Source organism: Gordonia humi (assembly GCF_014197435.1).
In the GTDB taxonomy this organism is placed as follows: domain Bacteria; phylum Actinomycetota; class Actinomycetes; order Mycobacteriales; family Mycobacteriaceae; genus Gordonia; species Gordonia humi.
Window position 1 is genome coordinate 72,738 of the sequence record NZ_JACIFP010000001.1, and the last position, 18,789, is coordinate 91,526.

The window sequence follows — 18,789 nt, forward strand, 5'->3', positions numbered from 1 at the left end:
CTCGTCACAGACAGGTGTCGTTTCATGCTAACCGATCACGACACGTTCAGATCGGCACGAATCCCGCCCCGTCGACACCGATAGACCACGCTGTGCGGCGTCGACGGCATCCCGACCGCCACGGCCGCGCGATCACCGCGCCGCAGCACCGGTCACCAGTCGAATCGCCCTCGGTAGTCGTTGACCGAGTCGACGAATTCCGGCGGCCGCTTCTCCAAGAAGGCGGTCACTCCTTCACGGATGTCGGCCGACACGCCACGGTCGAAGAGGATGTCCGACTCGAGACGGTGCGACTCCTGCGGACCGTCGGCACCCAGCATCCGCCACATCAGCTGACGTGTCAGAGCCACCGCGACCGGCGAGGTCCCCTCGGTGAACTCGGCGGCGATCTCCACCGCACGGTCCACGACCGAGGCGTCCGCGTCGACGATCTCCGAGACGAGGCCGGCGCGGTGCGCGTCGGCCGCGGTGACCATCGCTCCGGCGAGCGTCCACCGCAGTGCTTGGGCGATCCCGACGACCCGCGGGAGGAACCAGTTCGAGCACGCCTCCGGCACCAGGCCCCGACGGGCGAACACGAAACCGAACTTGGCAGTCGCCGAGGCGATCCGAACGTCCGCGGGCAGGGTCATCGTCACGCCCACTCCGGCGCTCGGCCCGTTCACGGCAGCGATGATCGGCTTCTCGGACGCATACATGCGCAGCGCCACCAGACCTCCGCCGTCCGGGGGCACCCCGTCGAATCCGTCCTCGGGTGCGAAGGCCTCGCCACCCTCCGCCAGATCGGCGCCCGCACAGAACGCACGCCCGGTTCCCGTCAGGATCACCGCACGGACGGCCTCGTCCGCATCGGTCACATCGAACGCCGCGACGATCTCGTCCCGCATCGCGAAGGTCATCGCGTTGAGCTTGTCCGGCCGGTTCAACCAGATGATCGCAACGGCTCCGCGACGCTCGATCCAGAGGGTGTCGCCCTCATGGATCCTGGTTGCGGAGGTGCCTACTGCTTCGGTCATGCGGGGCTCCATCGAGATAGAAGGTGATGCCGCACCGGAAATCGGCGCGGCGGGGCGCAGCAAAGGACAGATGTCCGATCAGACGAGTTCCTCGCTGTGCGACGACACGTCGGCCGTCGCTCGGTTCCCCAATTAATCTATAATCATTCAATTACTTGTCGCAACGCCGCTTCGAGATCCGCCGCCGTCGGGCCGGAGCGCCGACCTCACGCCTGTCTCCGGGGACGCCGTTCACTGGGATCGGTGGTGATGTGCCAACCCTCTGCCGGGTCGGCCGCACTCACGAGGCTGGTCTAGCCTGGTCTCGTACACGTACGTGGTCAACGGAGGGACGTGTCGACATGCTCGTCGTCGCGCAGATCAGTGACCTGCACTTTCGCGGGGACACCGAGCATCGCGGAAGGATCCTCGCGGTCCTCGACTACCTGCAGAACCGGTGCGGTGGCGCAGCGAACATCGACGCACTCCTCGTGACCGGCGACCTGACCGACGAGGGCACGGCCGAGCAGTACCGAGAGGCCGCCGACGCCCTCGTCACCGACATCCCGACCCTCACTCTGCTCGGCAATCATGACGACCGCGCGGCCTATCGGTCCGTCACCGCGCCCGACGACGCCGCCGATCCGTACGCGCCCGTCGACACGGCTCTGTTGCTCGACGATCTCCTCGTCCTCGGCCTGGACTCCTCGATTCCCGGACGCAACGACGGCGAACTGTCGGAGCAGACTCTCGCGTGGGCCGACGAGCAGATCGCCGCCGCGGGCGAACGCCCGGTGATCGTGTCGTTCCATCACCCGCCGGTGAAGGTCGGCATGCCGTTCATGGACTCGATCGCCCAGCTCGATCCGACCGCGTTCGACGCCTTCGTCCGACGACATCCGCGGATCATCGGCCTCGTGTGCGGCCACATCCATTCACCGTCCGCGACCGCGTTCGCCGAAGTCCCCCTGCTCACCGCACCGGGGGTGTCCTCGACGCTCAATCTGCCGTTCGAGGGCGACGACGTGCTCAACGAGTCCCAGCCCGCAGGCATGGCCTTTCACCTGATCGACGGAGACCGGCTCGTCACGCACTTCCGTAGCGTGATCTGAGACGGACCGACCCGCTACTCCAGTTCCTCCAACAACCCCAGCAGCGCCGGATGGTCCGGCGCGTGCCGGAGCCCTTCGACGAGCAGTTCGCGCGCCTGCGCGGGCTGCTCTCGTTCGAGCGCCTGCATCGCGCTCAGATGCAGCACGGGGATCAGCAGACCGATCCAGTTCGCGGCACGCGCGCGGCCTGCGACGTCGCGCAGCAGTCGTTCGGCGCGCTCGGGGTCGCGCGCGCGGACGATGTCGGCGCGCGCGAAGTCGAGACGGGCCCGCTCGAAGTCGACCGGGGCCGCCGTCGCCAACTCCTCGTACGAGTGATCGGCGCGTGCGAGATAGCCGAGCGCCCGATCGTGGTCGCCGGCGAAATGCGCGGTGAGCGCCGCCGTGCGCAGAGTGTCGGCCGCTTCGAAACCGTCACCGGCCTCGGCGAACGCCGCCACCGCCGCGTCCAGATCGTCGAGGGCCTCGCCGAACCGTTGCAGTTCCGCCGAGTCGACCGCCCGCGCCCGGTGCAGTTGCCCCATCACCCCGATCGGCGCCTGACCGGCGTATGCGTCGATGACCTGGGTGAACGAGGCGACCGCCTCGTCCGAGCGTCCCGCGGCCGAGTACGCGCGCGCCAGGATCTGAGTGCCGTGCAACTGCGCACCGAGGTCCCCGCGCGCGGCCATCGCATCGACGGCCTGCCGCACCGTCTCGACCACCGACAGCGGATCCTCCTCGCGCATCAGCATGACGTGTGCGAGATCGAATCGCGTCGAGTCGGCAGCGTACTCGTCGCCCTCCACCGTCCACACCGAGACGGCCCGCTCGGCGTCGTCGCGCGCAGCGTCGAGGTCGCCGACGTCGATCAGCAGCGACATGCGTGCGTTGAGCACCTGACCGAGTTGAGCGAACCGTGCGTTCGACTCCGCCTCGCCCATCAGGACCAGCGCCGCCGACAGGTCGGTGTGACTCTGGGCGAGTGCCGCGCCCTGCAGCGCGTCGACGAGACCGCCGCTCAGAGCCATCGCCTGATCCGGGTGGGAGGCGAGCGCCACCGCGCGTCGCGCGGCGACGAGCGCCGCGTCGATGTCCGCCGACGGGTCCGCCTCGTCGAGTTCCACCAGCAGGTCCGCTCGCAGATGATGCAGTACCGCTCGCTGGGCCGCGCATTCGGCCTCCACCGAGCCGATCGCGGTGGCCAGCGTCTCCGGGTCGGAGATGAACGCGATGTCCCCGCGGTCCACTCGATCGAGGACGGCGAGACCGGCGTCCACCGCGGCGACGGCGAGCTCGGTGTCGAACGGCGCCATCGACATCGCGCGCAGCCGCGCGAAGTTGGTCTGTGCTCCCGCACTCCAGGCGGGGTCGGCGTCTCGCCATTCGAGCAACGTCTCGGCGGGCGCGTCACCGCCGTGCACGGCCAACAGCGCCGCCAGCAGCTCCGACTGCGCCGACCACGACGGGTAGTCCTCCCGGGTGTCCTGTGCGACGGCCCGCAGGTCGGCGATCGCCTCCTGCGGATCCTGTCGTCGACGATCCCACGCGAGGATGTGGCGGGCCCGGGTCGCCTCCCGGCCGTCCAGTTCGCCGATCCGCTCGCGCAACAGGTCGGCGCACTGCGCCGACCGTCGGGGCGACACTCCGCCGAACGAGGTGAGCCCGCTGATCAGTTCCTCCGCGGTCCGCTCCGACACGGACTTCACTCGGCCGCCCGCATTGCGCTGCGACCCCGTCGTCCGCAACGCGAGGATCTCCTCGAACGCCGTGGACACCGTCGCCGACGCATTGCGGACGTCGAAGCGAGTCGCCGTCAGCCGGACCCGATCGGCCAGTCCGTCGGCGAACTCGGCGGCCGACACCAAGGCGGGCGCACCGTCGTCGCCGCGCCGGACGACCACCGTGTCCGGGTCGGCCGCGGCCGCCGATGCGAGCGTGGCCGACAACGCCGCCGCCAGATGTGCTTCGGCGTACGGGTGCGGGCATTCGTCGACCGCGTCGATGTACTTCACCGCCATCGGCAGCGCGTGATCGAGCGCGTCGACGCGCAGCAGTGCGGCCAACGCATCGGCGACGTGGTGATAGATCCGCACCGGACCGTAGGTCTCGACCAGCGAGGCGGCCGCCCGGATCACCTCGTCGCGACGCCCCTGTCGGCTCCACGCCTCGACGACCGCACCATAGGTCTCGGCCGGAAAGAATCCGCAGCGCTCGCTCGGGTCGCCGTCGAGGTCGGGCGTCGACAACGCCGTCGCCCGATCGAACGCTCCCGCCGCCGCGTACACACCGGCGAGCGTCGCGCGCGTCCCCGGTCCGCAGGTGCCCGCGGGCGGGGAGAAATCGGTGCACGCGTCGAGGATCGCGACCGCACCGGCCCGGTCGCCACGGTGAACGGCGACGGCGCCGCGCACCGACGCCTCGACGGCGGGCGCGTAGTAGACGGTGCCGCGCACCCGCCGCGCCCAGTCGTCGACGAGTGACTCGATCTGGTCGAGGGACAGTTCCGGCACCCCGACCAGCGAGCCCAGGAGGTCGACCATCGTCGTCTCGAACTGCTCGACCTGCCAGTCCTGCAAGTCCAATTCGGCGCCGTGCTCGGCGCGGGCGCGTAACAGCCAGACGATCAGCGTCAGCACATCGGTGGTCCGCGCGGACCAGAGCGCCGCATACGATCCTTCGAGGCGGGTGAGGAATCGCAGATCCAAGTCGTCGAGTTCGTCGGCGCGGGCGATCAGCGAGGGGAACTGCGAGAAGTCCTCGTGCCCGAACCGCGGATCGCCGTGCCGGGCCATCCACAGGTCGTCGAGCAGTTCGGAGACGGCCTGGTCCATCGGCTCGGCACTGGTCATTCCGGGGCTCCTTCGGCGTGGTCACGGGTGGCGAGGTCGGCGAGCAGGGTGATCGCCGAATCGAGTTCCGAGGCGGCCGCGACCCGGACCGACCGGCGAGCGCGAAGCATCGCCTGGCTGTAGACGGCCCGCACGAGGGCACCGGCGACCACGTCGTCACCCAACGACGGCAGTCGCCGGACCAGCGGATTCGCCGCGTTCAACACCAGGGACGGACGCGACGGCGCGCTCTGGCCGTCGTCGATCGCCGACAATGCGGCCAGCCAGGCGTCGGGCTCGCCCGCGGTCTGCGACAGCATCTCCGAGCGGTCTTGCGCGATCTGCGCGGCGTCGTCGGTGAGCAGCAGCGCGGACACCGACTCCGGCTCGAACACGCGCAGCGACACCTCGCAGTCGAACGGCGACACCGCGCGACGGGCCACCGCCGTCGCGCCGCTGAACTCCTCGCGGACCTCCGGTGACGGCATCGCCAGCGCCGACAGCAGGAACTGCTGTCCGATCGGCTCGCACCTCATCGTCGGATCGGCGGCGACGATCGCTCGGATGGCCGCCGTCTCGAAGGCGTGACCGGCGTTGACCAGCCCGATCCCGCGCCCGGCGAGGACGTCGGCGAGCACGCGGTAATCGTCGATGTTGCCCGCGTAGCGGATCGTGTCGAACCGCGCCCGGAACGTCGCCAGCGGCATCGGGCCCACATTGGTCTCGAACAGGCAGTGCTTGTCGACGAAGCCCAACAGCTCCGCTCGATGCGCGGCCAGCGCCTTCACTCCCTGCTCGTGGACGGCCAGGAACTTCTCGCGCAGCGCCGGGCGGGCGCCGAGCCCGGTGAGCCAGCCCTGGATCTGATCGCCCAACGACGCGGCGACCGCGTCGAACAGGTCGTCGTGGACGAGCCCTTCGCGCGACGCGGTCGGTTTGAGCCCGGTGGAATCGACCACGACGCGCACGAAGTACGCCCACTCCGGGACCAGGCCGGGAACGTCACCGATCAGCAGGCCCTTCACGTACGCGCGGTGGACGGCGCGGGCGACGAGGTCCCCGCCGGTCGGCTGCACGAACGCCACACCGCGCAGTCCGGCCTCCGGGACGTCGACGTCGAACATCTCGAGGGGTGTGAACCCGAACTCGTCCTGGCAGAACGCGACCCGAGCCGCATCGCGCCCGCCGGAGGCCTCGCCGAACAGTCCCGGCCCGCCGTTGACCCGGTCGCCGTTCACCAGCACCGGAGTCGGATGCATCGCGGTGAAATCCGCTGCGAGGGAACGCACCCGGTCGGGGGCGAGCCACATGCGGGTGTCGCCGCGCGCGTGCACGGAGACCGTGGTGCCGACCTCACCGCGGTCGCCGTCGCTCATCTCGACGCGGCCGTCCGACGATCCGGTCCACACCACCGGCCGCGAACCGTCGGCGTGCGAGGACACCTCGATGCGGTCGCCGACGAGGAAGCCGCTGAGCATGCCGACTCCGAACTGCCCGATCTGCGTGCTGGAACCGAACCCGAACTGGTCGCGCTTGGAGCTGGCGCCGATCGTGCCGAGCAGCCCGGCGATGGCGTCGGCGGACATTCCGGTCCCGCTGTCGGAGATCGCGAACCGCTCGCCGTCGGTGACGATCTCGACGGGCGCATCCGATCGGCCCGCGACGGTCTGCGCGTCGATCGCGTTCTGCAGCAGTTCCCGTACGTAGACCCCGGGCCCGGTGTACAGATTGGTGCCGAGAACATCGATCAAAGCGCGCAGATCGACGTCGAACATCGGGGCGTCATCCATGGATTCGATGGTACGGGCCGGGTGCGGCAGGCCTCATGCCCCCCGCTGTACCACGTCTCACCTCGGACGACCCGTTCATCTCCCGACGTAATTGGAGTGCGACGATGACCTAGGCGGATTCCGACGCACACGAAACGGGCCGCGCACTCGAGGGAGAGTGCGCGGCCCGTCTGGTGGGACGATCGAACTACAGCGCGGAGATGATGTCCTCCACACGGTCTTTCGCGTCACCGAACAGCATCTGCGTGTTCTCACGGAAGAACAACGGATTCTGCACACCGGCGTAACCAGCGGCCATCGAACGCTTGAAGACAATCACATCCTTGGCGTTCCACACCTCCAACACCGGCATACCCGCGATCGGCGACCCCGGATCCTCCGCAGCAGCCGGATTCACCGTGTCGTTGGCACCGATGACCAACACCACATCCGTCTCACCGAAATCATCATTGATCTCTTCGAGTTCGAGCACGATGTCGTACGGCACCTTCGCCTCGGCCAACAACACGTTCATGTGCCCGGGCAGACGACCGGCGACCGGATGAATCCCGAACCGCACGTCCACACCCTTCGCACGCAACTTGGCCGTCATATCCGCCACCGGGTACTGCGCCTGCGCCACAGCCATGCCGTACCCCGGAGTGATCACGACCGACTTCGCGTTCGCCAACAGTTCCGCGGCCGCATCGGCCTGAATCTCGCGGTGCTCACCGTAATCGGTGTCATCGGCCGGACCGGCCTCGATACCGAAACCACCCGCGATGACCGAGATGAACGACCGGTTCATCGCCTTGCACATGATGTAACTCAGATACGCACCCGAGGAACCGACCAACGCACCGGTCACGATCAACAGGTCGTTGTTGAGCAGGAAGCCCGACGCCGCGGCCGCCCAACCCGAGTACGAGTTCAGCATCGAGATCACGACCGGCATGTCACCGCCGCCGATCGAGGCCACCAGATGCAGACCCAGCAGCAACGCCACGACCGTGATCACCGCGAGCAGGATCATCGACGTCGTGTCGTCGTGCGTGTCCCGCGCGATGTAGAAACCGGTCAGGACGGCGAACACGACCAGCGCACCCACATTGATGAAGTTCTTGCCCGGCAACATCAACGGAGCGGACTTCATCTTCGCCGACAGCTTCAAGTTCGCGATGATCGAACCGGTGAACGTGACCGCACCGATGAAGATGCCGATCGCGACCTCGGCCTCGTGAATGTTCGTCAGCGACCGGATGTCACCGGGATCCACACCGGTCGGGTCGAAGCCCTCGATGGCACCGTTCCACCCGATGAGCACCGCGGCCAGACCCACGAACGAGTGCAGCAACGCGATCAGCTCGGGCATCCCGGTCATCTCGACGATCTTCGCGCGCCACAGACCGATCAGGGCGCCGATCACGACCGCACCGATCAACAGACCGATCGAGATCCACTTACCGTCGACCCCGGAAAGATGATCGACGGCCAGCGCGATGGTCGCGGCGAGCGCCACGACCATGCCCACGATCCCGTACGTGAGACCGCTCTTAGCGGACTCGTGCTTGGACAGTCCCGCCAACGACAGGATGAACAGCAACGCGGCGATGACATACGCCGCGATGGCGATGGAGTTGATTCCCATGACCGATCAGGCCCCCTTGCTGAACATGGCGAGCATGCGACGAGTCACCGCGAAGCCACCGAAGATGTTGATCGAGGCGAGCAGGATCGCGATCGCCGACAACACCCGAATCGTCGTGTCGTCCGTGGCGATCTGCAACAACGCGCCCACGATCACGACACCGGAGATGGCATTGGTCACCGACATCAACGGAGTGTGCAGCGCGTGCGCCACCTTCCCGATGACGTAGTAGCCGATCACGATCGCCAACATCAACACCGTGAAGTGCTGCGGGATCGGATCCGGCGAGAACGCCACGACGACCCCGTACAGGACGATGCCCAGCAGAACCAGCCCGACCTTCTTACCCGCCGACATCGGCTCGGAGGGCTCGACGACCGGAGCCTGGACAGCAGCGGCCTGCGGAGCGGCCGACACCTGCACCGGCGGCGGAGGCCACAACACGTCTCCGTCACGGGTCACCGTGATACCGCGCTGAACCACATCGTCCATGTCGAGCGTGAGCTCGCCGTCCTTGCCCGGCGTGATCAACTTGAGCAGGTTGACGATGTTCGTGCCGTACAACTGCGAGGTCTGCGCGGCCAACCGTCCCGCGAGATCGGTGTAACCCAGAATCGTCACACCGCCGGCGGTCACCGTCTTCTCACCGGGCACCGTGCCCGTCGCGTTACCGCCGTTGGCCGCGGCCATGTCGACGATCACACTGCCGTGCTTCATCGCGGCCACCGTCTCGGCCGACAACAGCTTCGGCGCCGGACGACCCGGAATCAACGCGGTCGTGATGACGATGTCGGCCAGACGGGCCTCCTCGTCGTACATCGACGCCGTGGCCGCCTCCTGCTCGGCGGTCATCTCCTTGGCGTAACCGTCCTGCGACTTCTCCGCCTCGAAATCGACCTTGACGAACTCGGCGCCCATCGACTCGACCTGCTCGGCGACCTCCGGACGCACGTCGAACGCACGCACCACCGCGCCCATCGCGGACGCGGCGCCGATCGCGGCCAGACCGGCCACACCGGCGCCCACGACGAACACGCGAGCAGGCGGAATCTTGCCCGCCGCGGTCACCTGACCGGTGAACATCCGACCGAACTCGTGCGCCGCCTCGACGACCGCACGATAGCCGGCCACATTCGCCTGCGAGGACAACACGTCCATCGACTGCGCACGCGAGATACGCGGGACCGCGTCCATCGCCAGCGCCGTCACGCCCGCCTTCTGAAGCTTCTCCACCAGTTCCGGGTTCCGCGCCGGAGCCATCTGCGAGATCACCGTCGCACCGCTGCGCAGACGCGAGATCTCGTCGTCCGAAGGCGCGTTCACCTTGACCACGACGTCCGCGCCCCACACATCGGCCGCCGAACCGGTACGCGCACCGGCCTCGACGAACGCCGCATCGGGCTGCTCGGCCAGATCACCGGCACCGGCCTCAACGACGACGTCGTAACCGAGCTGACGCAACTGCCCCACCGTCTTACCGGTGGCAGCGACCAACGTCTCGCCCGCCTTCGATTCCCGGGGGATGCCGATCAACATGACACTGCCTCTCCCACACTCATATCAGTTCTCACCTTGGTTGTTAGGCGCAACGAACGAGGACGAGGAGACACAAACCATAGAAGGACCACGAAATGCTGCATGAGCAGCTATTCTGCGTCCACCGGCCAGTGCGTCATCGAACTCGCGCGATGCGTGCGGGTGACACATGGCCGTTCCCGCGTATGAAAAACGTGCGACGAACTTAGCATGAGGGATCAAACCCTCAGTTCGCTGTAAGTCACATCACAGCGCCGGCTCAGGTGTGCGCTGCGGCCGATCTGCCGGCACGCCGCCCGAAGTACGACCCCTCACCGAGCTGCGTGCCCGATGCGTAGCCCTTCCCGTCCTGCGCGAGATTCGCGGCGCAGGCTCCGGCGGCGTACAGGCCCGGGATCACCGAACCGCTCTCGTTCAGGACCGCACCGTCGACCGTGGTCGCCATGCCACCGATCGTGAAACCGGCGTACAGCGCCTTGCCGAGGCTCATGTCGAAGGCCGCCCAGGGCCCGCGATCCTGCGGTGCGAGGAATTCCGGGCTCTTGTGGAGATCGGGGTCCTCGCCGTCAACAGCATAGGTGTTGTAGCGCTCGAGAGTCGAAACGAGGGCGGCACGGTCGAGGCCGAGGCCGTCGGCCATCTCCTCGACGGTCTCCCAGCCGTCGATGAACGGTGCGAGCGGGAACTCGGGGCGTTCCATGTGCGCCTCGTCGACGATCAGGTACGCGACGCGATCGGTCTGGTCCATGACGAACCCCGAGGTCCGCGAATGATAGGAGTCCTCGGCGACGAACCGCTTCGCCTCCTTGTTGACGATGATTCCGGTGAGCAGGACGGACGGTGGATACACCGGCGCGGTGATGAAAGCCTGATCCATGTGCTTGAGTCGCGCGCCGACGGAGACGCCCATGCGGATGCCGAGACCGTCGTCGTACGTGCTGCCGAGGGTGAACGGCTTCTCCGCCAACTGCGGAACGTGTTCGGCCACCATGTCGGGATTCATGACGAAGCCGCCGGCGGCGATGACGACATTCGTCGCGCGGATGAATCCCTCGGTGCGCCCCTCCTTGTACTGCACACCGACGACGGCGCCGGAGTCGTCGACGACGAGCCTGCGACCACCGACCTCGTAACGGATCGGCACGTTCAGCTCGCCGAGTCGCTTGACGAGCAGTTCGATCACCATGCCCGCCCCGCCGGTGTCGCCCTCGACGGGTACTTTGTGTCCACGCGGGGCCGGAACCGCCTGATCCTTGAACGGCCAGACCTTCTCGTTGCCGGTGAACATGAGGCCCTGGGTCTGCGGCTGGATGACCGCTTTCTCCGGGTAGTAGCTCCGCTCGAACTCGAAGCCGAGGCTTTCGAGCCAGTCGAAGTGCTCGACGCTGTCCTCGCAGTAGGCGCGGATCTTGTCCGGTTCCGGATCGCGCGAGACCGCGGTGATGTACTTGATCATCTCCTCGGCGCTGTCGGGATGGCCGGTCGCCTGCTGCACGGCGGTGCCGCCGCCGAGATAGAAGTGGCCGCCCGCCATGCACGTCGTACCGCCCGCCGCCGCCGACCGTTCCAGCACGATGACGCTCGCACCGTGGGACGCCGCATCGACCGCCGCGCAGCAGCCGCCGATGCCCGCGCCGAGGACGACGACGTCGACGGTGTCGCTCCACTCGGTCACGTCGCCGGAGTCGATGACTTCAGGGATGTCCAGTCCGCTCATGAGAACGATCCTAGATCACCATCTGTAACGTGTTCTAGTTTTGGGGTCGAGCCGCTGGTCAGCCCAGCCGTTCGCGGAGGGAGGAGATCTCCGCCGCGATCGCGGCGCGTCCGTCCCGGGTGAACCGTCGCACCTGGGTCGCCAGGACCGCGTCCGCGCCGACCGCACCGATGCCCAGGAGAGCGGCGACCGCGGTCCGCGCATCGTCGACGGTCGCCGCCTGCTCGACCGCGACCATCACCTCTTCCCTGCGCCGCAGACCCGCATCGACCGCGCTCAAGATCTCCAGGCGGTCGACGATCCGGGCGCGGACCTCAGCCGGATCCGGGCGCGGCTCGGAACCGCCGTCCGTGGTCCAGGCGAATCTCTCGTCGTCGATCGGCCCCGGTGTCAGCCCCGACACGGCGACCGAGGCGTCCTGGTTCGACGTCAACGAGACGACGACGCCGGTCGCCGCGTCGATCGACACCGTGATACGACCGTCCGGGCCGGCACCGGGTCTGCCGAGGTCGGTCGACCACGCGGGGCGGTCGCCGATCGCGACCTCGGCGGGTTCGGTGAGTGCACCGACCTCCCGTGACATCTTGTGCAGCATGCCGTCCGGACCGACGAGATCGGCGGGCCCGAATCCACTGGTGACCCAGGCCAGCCGGATCTTCTGCCCGTCCGGCATCTTCACCATCCGACCGTCCCGACCGCGGCTGAAAGCGCGCTCGCCGTCGTTGATGTACTGCACTTCGCCGTCTCGTTCGATCCGCCACCGCCCGCCGCCTCCGTGCCAGAAGTCGAGCACGTCGGTCCCGTCGTCCGGCGTCGTACTGATCAGGCGTCCGGCGAACGAGATCATCTCGGCGGCGGTGTTGCGGCCGACGAGCTCGGGCCAGGTCGGAGTCATGCGCTCACGGTATGTCAGATCCGCTGCACCGCAGCGGACACTCGCCGGGTCGCGCGCGAGTGATCAGGCCCGCCTCGACCTGAATGCACGCAGTCGCAGACTGTTGGCCACCACGAACACCGACGAGAGCGCCATCGCCAACCCGGCCATCATCGGATTGAGCAGAGCCGCGGCGGCGAGCGGCAATGCCGCGACGTTGTAGGCGAAGGCCCAGAACAGGTTTGTCTTGATGGTGCCCAGCGTCTTACGCGCCAAGGCGATCGCGTCGACGACGGCCCACAGATCACCGCTGACCAGAGTGAGGTCGCTCGCCTCGATCGCCACGTCGGTCCCCGTGCCCATCGCCAGACCGAGATCGGCCGACGCGAGAGCGGCGGCGTCGTTCACACCGTCGCCGACCATCGCCACCACGCGACCCCGCGCCTGGAGCGCGGCGACGGCCTCGACCTTCCCCTCGGGCCGAACGTCGGCGATCACCTCGTCGATCCCCACCAGATCGGCGACGTGACGCGCGGCGCCTTCGTTGTCGCCGGTCAGCAGGACCGGACGCAGTCCCATCCGGGTGAGTTCCGCGATCGCGGCGGCCGATGTCGGCTTCACCGTGTCGGCGACGACGATCACCCCCGCGACCACGTCGCGGAAACTGACGACGACGGGCGTCGCCCCCTGTGCCGACGCGTCCTCGATCGCGGTGCGAAGCTCGTCGCCGATCTCCCCGACCGCATCGCGCGGCGCGGTGACCGACACCGGAACCCCGTCGATCGTGGCGCGGACGCCCGCTCCCGCGAGGTTCGTGAACTCGCCGACCTCCGGCAGTTCGAGTCCTTCGGCGCGCCGCATGACGGCTCGCCCGATCGGGTGCTCCGACCCGGATTCGACGGCCGCGGCCCACGCCAGGACGGTCTCGACTTCGCTCGACCCGCCCGAGGACCCGCTCGACCGGAGGAAAGAAGTGTCCCCGGCGACGATCACATCCGTCACCGCCATCTCACCGGTGGTCACCGTGCCGGTCTTGTCCAGGACCACGGTGTCGACCCGACGCGTGGACTCGAGCACCTCGGGCCCCTTCACGAGGATGCCGAGCTGCGCACCGCGACCGGTGCCGACCATCAGGGCGGTCGGCGTCGCCAGCCCGAGCGCGCACGGGCAGGCGATCACCAGGACCGAGACCGCGGCGGTGAACGCCAGCGCAGGCCCGCCTCCCACGCCCAGCCAGAAGCCGAGCACACCCGCGGCGATCGCGATGACCGTCGGCACGAAGTACGTCGACACCCGATCCGCCAGGCGCTGGACCTGCGCCTTGCCCGCCTGCGCGTCGGCGACCATCTTCGCCATGTGCGCCAGCGCGGTGTCGGCGCCGACGGCCTTCGCCTCGACTTCCAGGCGTCCGTGCGCGTTCACGGTGCCGCCGACCACGGCGTCACCCACGGCGACCTCGACGGGCACCGACTCGCCGGTCAGCATCGACTGGTCGACGGCCGACGCACCGGCGACGACGACTCCGTCGGTGGCGACCTTCTCACCCGGCCGCACCACGAACGTCATGCCGATGCGCAGTTGCTCGATCGGGACCGTCGACTCGCGGCCCTCACGGATCACGGTCACCTCTTTGGCGCCCACCTCCGCGAGCGCGCGCAGCGCATCACCGGCCCTCAGCTTGGACCGTTTCTCGAAGTACCGGCCGGCGAGCAGGAACGTCGTGACACCCGCAGCGGCTTCGAGGTAGATGTTCGACGATCCGTCGCCCCGTGACGCGATCAGATCGAAGCCGTGGCGCATTCCGGGGACTCCGGCGTCGCCCCAGAACAAGGCGTAGATCGACCATCCGAACGCGGCGATCGTGCCGACCGAGATCAGTGTGTCCATCGTGGTGGTGCCGTGCCGCAGTCCGGCCGCGGCCGCGCGGTGGAACGGCAACGCACCCCAGACGACGACGGGCGCGGCGAGCGTGAGCGACAGCCACTGCCAGTAGGTGAACTGCCAGGCCGGGACCATCGCGAGAACGATCACCGGGACGGTGAGCACCGCCGACACCATGAGCCGTTGCCGAAGAGCGGCGACGTCGAGTTCGGCCCGCGTCGGGACGGGATCGCCCGACGGCTCCGCCTGGGCCGAGACCACGGGCGTCGCGTCGTATCCGGCCGATCGCACGGTCTCGATGAGCTGGTCCGGGGTGATCGCCGAGTCGTAGGCCACGTGCGCCTGCTCGGTCGCGTAATTGACCGTCGCGGTGACGCCGTCGACCTTGTTGAGCTTGCGTTCGATTCGGTTGGCGCACGACGCGCACGTCATGCCGATCAGGTCCAGATCCACCTCGTTGTCTGCGACGACCGACTGCGTCATGACATCATCCCCTCGTGCGTCTCGGAGTGACCGTGCGACGGTGCCGGATCGGTGTCCCACGGTCCGACGGCCCGCCCGATGCCGAACAGCAGACCGAACACTGCCGCGAGTCCGGCTGCGAATGCGGCGACCCGCACGCCGGGTCGCGACAGTGCGGCGGTCATCGAACCGTGTAGCCGGCTTCGACGACGGCGGCGGTGACCGCTGTGTCGTCGAGTGCGGCGTCGCTGGTGATGTCGACGCGACCGGACTCGACGTCGACCGCGACATCGGTGACGCCTGCGATCTCGCCGATCTCCTCGCGGACCGATGCGGCACAGTGTCCGCAGGTCATGCCGTCGACGGTGATGGTGGTCAGTTCACTCATGATTGTTCTCCTTCGTGGATCTCGCCTCCGCTCGACCGGCGGAGCCGTGGTTCAGGACTTGACCAGGCGAGTGATGGCTTGCATAGCCTCGGCGATCTTCGCGTCCGCGGCCTCGTCGCCCTCGCGCGCGGCGGAGACGACGCAGTGATTCATGTGATCGGACAGCAGCCCGAGGCTCACGGCCTGCAGTGCCTTCGTCATCGCCGACACCTGGGTCAGGATGTCGATGCAGTAGGCCTCTTCTTCGACCATCCGCTGCAGTCCGCGTGCCTGACCCTCGATGAGCTTGAGCCGCCGCAGATACCCGGCCTGATTGCCGATGTAGCCGTGATGACCGTGCTCCTGTTCACCGTGACAGCACTCGCCGGACGTCTCGTCGGCCATCTCCACACATCCTCTCAATACCCCCTGGCGGTATCAGGTCTACTCCGAACCCGACCGTTTGTCTACCCCTAGGGGGTATCAATGACGCCTAGATCACCACATGCCGGACGAGGAGCGCGCACGAGAGTCCGTCACCGACCGCTCGTGCGCAATCGCGCGGAGCGAGCCGCCTTATTTGCCGAAGCGGTCGGCCAGACGGGCCAGCGAGACCGCCATATCGCGGAGTGCTTCGCTGATCGCATGGGTGTCGTCGGTGACCGGACCGGTTCCCAAGCGTTGCGCGGCCTCGCGCACCGCCTCGGTCATCGCCTTCACATCGTCGCCCGAGAGCTGCCCCGCGACAGGCTCTGCCGTACGCGCGGGACCGGAGATCGGCCGAAGCGTGGTCGGCACACCCATGCGGACCGGATCGTCGTTGGAGGTGATGACCTGCAGGATCGACGTGGTCAGCGCCTCGTCGGAGGAGGCCCTGACCTCCATGATCGACGCGTCGGGATCGTCGCGGTACACCACTCGGGTCGCACCACCGGGGGCGTCGTCGCCGAGGGACGGCTCGAAGTGGTTGTCGATCGTGACGGGCCGGTGCTCGGCGGCCTCGACATCGGCGGGCTCGAATCGCGCGGGACCGGCCAGGACCGGCGGCGGTGCGATCTCCTGGTCGGCCGATGGAGACTCCTGCGCCGACGACGCGTCGAGCATCACCGGTTCGGGCGCGGGCACATCGGATACGGGCACATCGGGTACGGGCAGCTCCGGCGGGGTCCACGCGTCGGTCCCCGGCGCGACGTACGGGGCGTCGGCCGGTGCGAGCGACGGCAGCTCGGCGAACAACTGGTCCATCGCGGTCCGCTCGCCCGCGGCGAGCGGTTCGACGGGAGGCTGCGGGGCATGAGGCCAGCCCGGAGGCTTGGGCAGCGGCGGGAACGGAATCGTCGCCGGTTCGGGATCGAGATCGAAGGCCGACCACGGCTCGGTCGGCGGGAAGCCCCGCGACGGCGCCCGCGGCGGGGCGGGCACCGAGGGCTGCGGCGGGGCGGGAGCGGCGGGTTGCGGCGGAATCACCTGTGGAACCGGCGCACCGAAACGGTGCGCACCGCTGTGCCCGAGGTAGTAGAGGCACGGCGCACCGTCGAGTGCGGTGATCGGACAGGGCTCCTCATCGCGCAGCATCTGCGCTCCGCGCGCGAAATCGCCCCAGACCAGCCACCGACGTCGACCGTGGCTCCCCTGTCTGCCGTCGGAGGCGTGCGCGCCCGGATGCCCTTCGGGGAGAACGCATCCGACGAGCCATTCGGCGTCGGAACCCAGCCGGAGAGCGGCGCGCTCATCGGGGGTGGCGACGATCGACGACCAGCACCGGCCACCACTCATGGGCACACTCCCCTTCTCCCGCAGACTCCGTGTAAGTCTACGGAGCCCGATGAGGTCAGACTAGGGCATCCGCCACGACGCGCTCACCGATGACGACCAGTTCGTCGTCGACGAGGGCGAAACCGCGCGAGACGGCGCGCTCGGAGCGCTCGGGAAAATCGGCGCGCGAGTGGGCTCCGCGCGATTCCCGACGAGCCCGCGCGGCGGCGACGATCGCCCGCGCGGTGAGCAGTAGCGACGCGTCTTCGGCGACCCGCAGATCGTCTCGGTCCCGCGGCGCGGCCGTGGCCAGCAGTGCCGCGACCTCGGCGAGCCCCGCCGCATCCCGATCGAGAGCGACGCGCGCGGACATCGCGTCCTGCAGCACCGAACGGTCGAGGACCGCGGCCGAACCCAGAGCGGGAACGCCGATCTCGCGTATCGGCACACTCGCCCGCTCGACGGCCTGCGCCGCTGTCTGCCGACCCATCACCAGCCCTTCGAGCAGACTGTTCGAGGCGAGACGATTGGCACCGTGCAGACCGGTCCGCGCCGTCTCACCCGCGACGAGGAGCCCCGGCACGCCGGTCCGACCGGCGTCGTCGGTCACCACACCGCCGCACAGGTAGTGCGCTCCCGGGACCACCGGCAGCATCCCGCCGTCGACGTCGAGACCCGATGTCCGCACCCCGGCTGTGACCGTCGGGAAGCGCGCGGCGAAGTCGTCGACACCGGTGATGTCCAAGTACACGTGGTCGGCGCCGGTCCGCTCCATCGCGGCGCGCACCGCGCGTGCGACCACGTCGCGCGGGGCGAGGTCCCCGAGCGAGTGCACTCCGGCCGTGACCGAGGAGCCGTCGACGTCCACGAGGCGTCCGCCTTCGCCGCGGACCGCCTCACTGACCAGGGTGCGACGTCCCCGGGCCCCCGGCACGAAGAGCATCGTCGGATGGAACTGGACGAACTCCAGGTCGGCGACTCGCGCGCCGGCGCGCAGCGCCAGGGCCACGCCGTCACCCGTGGCCCCCGCCGGATTGGTGGTGGCCGCGTACACGTGCCCCACCCCGCCGGTCGCCAGGAGCACGGTGGGCGCCCAGACCACCGAGTGGACGCCGCCGTGCACATACGACACACCGACCGCCTGCCCGGCGTCGGTCAGCACCTGCGCGGCCCACGCCCGATCCAGAACCCGCAGGCGCGACTCGGCCGCCGCGGTGCCGAGCGCGGCCTGCACCCGAGCACCGGTGGCATCGCCGCCGGCGTGGATGATCCGCCGCACCGAGTGCCCGCCCTCTCGGGTGCGCAGGAAGCGGCCGTGTGCCGAATCGAACTCGGCGCCGCGCCCGACGAGCTGGGTCACCGCCGACCAGCCGTCGGACAGGATCGGCTCGCTCGCGGCCGCGTCGGTCAGTCCCGCACCGGCCGCCAGGGTGTCGGACAGGTGCAGCGCGATCGAGTCGTCGTCGGCCCCGGGATCGACGACGGCGATACCGCCCTGTGCGTAGAACGTCGCCGTCGACTGCTCCGCCCCGTCGGGACTCCAGCTCGCCCCCTTGTTCAGCACGATCACGTCCAGGCCGCGTTCGGCCGCCGACAGGGCGGCGGTCAGCCCGGCGATTCCGGCGCCGACCACCACGAGATCTGCCCGGCGTTCGGTGTCGGCCATGGCATCCTTACCTTTCTAAGTGGGTGACCGGAGACCTGCGTGTTCGTAGGCTGTGAGTTGCCCTGGGACTCCGGGTATGGCTGTCATGGTTCTGCTGTGGTTCATGGCCGAGGAGGAATGGCCGCCCGGTGTACCGCGACGACTCGACCGCTGATTGAAAGACGCGATGCGATCGCTCTGTAAGGACACGCCGGGGA

Annotated in this window: 14 protein-coding genes; 1 reads left to right on the plus strand and 13 read right to left on the minus strand. The window is 68.7% G+C overall.

All coding sequences use genetic code 11. From position 1 onward, the window contains the following. Window positions 1-152: 152 nt before the first annotated feature. Window positions 153-1,016: an enoyl-CoA hydratase-related protein gene (locus tag BKA16_RS00330; RefSeq protein ID WP_183368696.1), complete on the minus strand. Its 864-nt coding sequence runs from the start codon at window positions 1,014-1,016 to the stop codon at window positions 153-155. 341 nt (window positions 1,017-1,357) lie between these two features. Between BKA16_RS00330 and BKA16_RS00335 the strand changes: the two genes are divergently transcribed. Next, on the plus strand, window positions 1,358-2,107 hold the full coding sequence (locus tag BKA16_RS00335) for a metallophosphoesterase (RefSeq protein WP_183368697.1): 750 nt from the start codon (window positions 1,358-1,360) through the stop codon (window positions 2,105-2,107). A 14-nt stretch (window positions 2,108-2,121) separates the two neighbouring features. On the opposite strand, the gene BKA16_RS00340 is transcribed toward BKA16_RS00335, so the two are convergent. From BKA16_RS00340 to nadB, 12 genes are all read right to left on the minus strand, one after another. Then, a complete protein-coding gene (locus BKA16_RS00340) occupies window positions 2,122-4,938 on the minus strand; it encodes a hypothetical protein (RefSeq protein ID WP_183368698.1) in 2,817 nt (938 codons plus the stop codon). Further along, entirely contained in the window at window positions 4,935-6,707 is a 1,773-nt protein-coding gene (locus BKA16_RS00345) for an HSP90 family protein (RefSeq protein WP_183368699.1), read from the minus strand. The genes BKA16_RS00340 and BKA16_RS00345 overlap by 4 nt, the downstream gene beginning before the upstream one ends. A 187-nt stretch (window positions 6,708-6,894) precedes the next feature. Continuing rightward, window positions 6,895-8,334, minus strand: a complete 1,440-nt coding sequence (pntB, locus tag BKA16_RS00350) for a Re/Si-specific NAD(P)(+) transhydrogenase subunit beta (RefSeq protein WP_183368700.1) — start codon at window positions 8,332-8,334, stop codon at window positions 6,895-6,897. 6 nt (window positions 8,335-8,340) lie between these two features. Next, window positions 8,341-9,870, minus strand: coding sequence for a Re/Si-specific NAD(P)(+) transhydrogenase subunit alpha (locus BKA16_RS00355; protein WP_183368701.1), 1,530 nt, complete (start codon window positions 9,868-9,870; stop codon window positions 8,341-8,343). Between the two features lie 259 nt (window positions 9,871-10,129). Beyond that, complete coding sequence (locus BKA16_RS00360; protein ID WP_183368702.1) at window positions 10,130-11,587, minus strand: FAD-binding protein; 1,458 nt, start codon at window positions 11,585-11,587, stop codon at window positions 10,130-10,132. A gap of 58 nt (window positions 11,588-11,645) precedes the next feature. After that, complete coding sequence (locus BKA16_RS00365) at window positions 11,646-12,482, minus strand: hypothetical protein (protein ID WP_183368703.1); 837 nt, start codon at window positions 12,480-12,482, stop codon at window positions 11,646-11,648. 63 nt (window positions 12,483-12,545) lie between these two features. Then, window positions 12,546-14,825, minus strand: a complete 2,280-nt coding sequence (locus BKA16_RS00370; protein ID WP_183368704.1) for a heavy metal translocating P-type ATPase — start codon at window positions 14,823-14,825, stop codon at window positions 12,546-12,548. Then, entirely contained in the window at window positions 14,822-14,989 is a 168-nt protein-coding gene (locus tag BKA16_RS00375; protein ID WP_183368705.1) for a hypothetical protein, read from the minus strand. Before BKA16_RS00375 ends, BKA16_RS00370 begins: the two co-directional genes overlap by 4 nt. Beyond that, window positions 14,986-15,192 (minus strand): heavy-metal-associated domain-containing protein, encoded by a 207-nt coding sequence (locus BKA16_RS00380; RefSeq protein WP_183368706.1) that lies wholly within the window; start codon window positions 15,190-15,192, stop codon window positions 14,986-14,988. The genes BKA16_RS00375 and BKA16_RS00380 overlap by 4 nt, the downstream gene beginning before the upstream one ends. A 51-nt stretch (window positions 15,193-15,243) precedes the next feature. Continuing rightward, window positions 15,244-15,576, minus strand: coding sequence for a metal-sensitive transcriptional regulator (locus BKA16_RS00385; RefSeq protein ID WP_183368707.1), 333 nt, complete (start codon window positions 15,574-15,576; stop codon window positions 15,244-15,246). A gap of 171 nt (window positions 15,577-15,747) precedes the next feature. Further along, a complete protein-coding gene (locus BKA16_RS00390; protein WP_183368708.1) occupies window positions 15,748-16,947 on the minus strand; it encodes a hypothetical protein in 1,200 nt (399 codons plus the stop codon). Between the two features lie 55 nt (window positions 16,948-17,002). Then, on the minus strand, window positions 17,003-18,592 hold the full coding sequence (nadB, locus tag BKA16_RS00395) for an L-aspartate oxidase (RefSeq protein WP_183368709.1): 1,590 nt from the start codon (window positions 18,590-18,592) through the stop codon (window positions 17,003-17,005). Window positions 18,593-18,789: the final 197 nt, after the last annotated feature.

Bases quoted from the DNA above. Each gene is read 5' to 3' on its own strand.
- BKA16_RS00390 (WP_183368708.1), bottom strand. From the start codon at position 16,947: ATGAGTGGTGGCCGGTGCTGGTCGTCGATCGTCGCCACCCCCGATGAG.
- BKA16_RS00355 (WP_183368701.1), bottom strand. From the start codon at position 9,870: ATGTTGATCGGCATCCCCCGGGAATCGAAGGCGGGCGAGACGTTGGTC.
- BKA16_RS00340 (WP_183368698.1), bottom strand. From the start codon at position 4,938: ATGACCAGTGCCGAGCCGATGGACCAGGCCGTCTCCGAACTGCTCGAC.
- pntB (WP_183368700.1), bottom strand. From the start codon at position 8,334: ATGGGAATCAACTCCATCGCCATCGCGGCGTATGTCATCGCCGCGTTG.
- BKA16_RS00385 (WP_183368707.1), bottom strand. From the start codon at position 15,576: ATGGCCGACGAGACGTCCGGCGAGTGCTGTCACGGTGAACAGGAGCAC.
- BKA16_RS00370 (WP_183368704.1), bottom strand. From the start codon at position 14,825: ATGACGCAGTCGGTCGTCGCAGACAACGAGGTGGATCTGGACCTGATC.
- BKA16_RS00375 (WP_183368705.1), bottom strand. From the start codon at position 14,989: ATGACCGCCGCACTGTCGCGACCCGGCGTGCGGGTCGCCGCATTCGCA.
- BKA16_RS00365 (WP_183368703.1), bottom strand. From the start codon at position 12,482: ATGACTCCGACCTGGCCCGAGCTCGTCGGCCGCAACACCGCCGCCGAG.
- BKA16_RS00330 (WP_183368696.1), bottom strand. From the start codon at position 1,016: ATGACCGAAGCAGTAGGCACCTCCGCAACCAGGATCCATGAGGGCGAC.
- nadB (WP_183368709.1), bottom strand. From the start codon at position 18,592: ATGGCCGACACCGAACGCCGGGCAGATCTCGTGGTGGTCGGCGCCGGA.
- BKA16_RS00345 (WP_183368699.1), bottom strand. From the start codon at position 6,707: ATGGATGACGCCCCGATGTTCGACGTCGATCTGCGCGCTTTGATCGAT.
- BKA16_RS00360 (WP_183368702.1), bottom strand. From the start codon at position 11,587: ATGAGCGGACTGGACATCCCTGAAGTCATCGACTCCGGCGACGTGACC.
- BKA16_RS00380 (WP_183368706.1), bottom strand. From the start codon at position 15,192: ATGAGTGAACTGACCACCATCACCGTCGACGGCATGACCTGCGGACAC.
- BKA16_RS00335 (WP_183368697.1), top strand. From the start codon at position 1,358: ATGCTCGTCGTCGCGCAGATCAGTGACCTGCACTTTCGCGGGGACACC.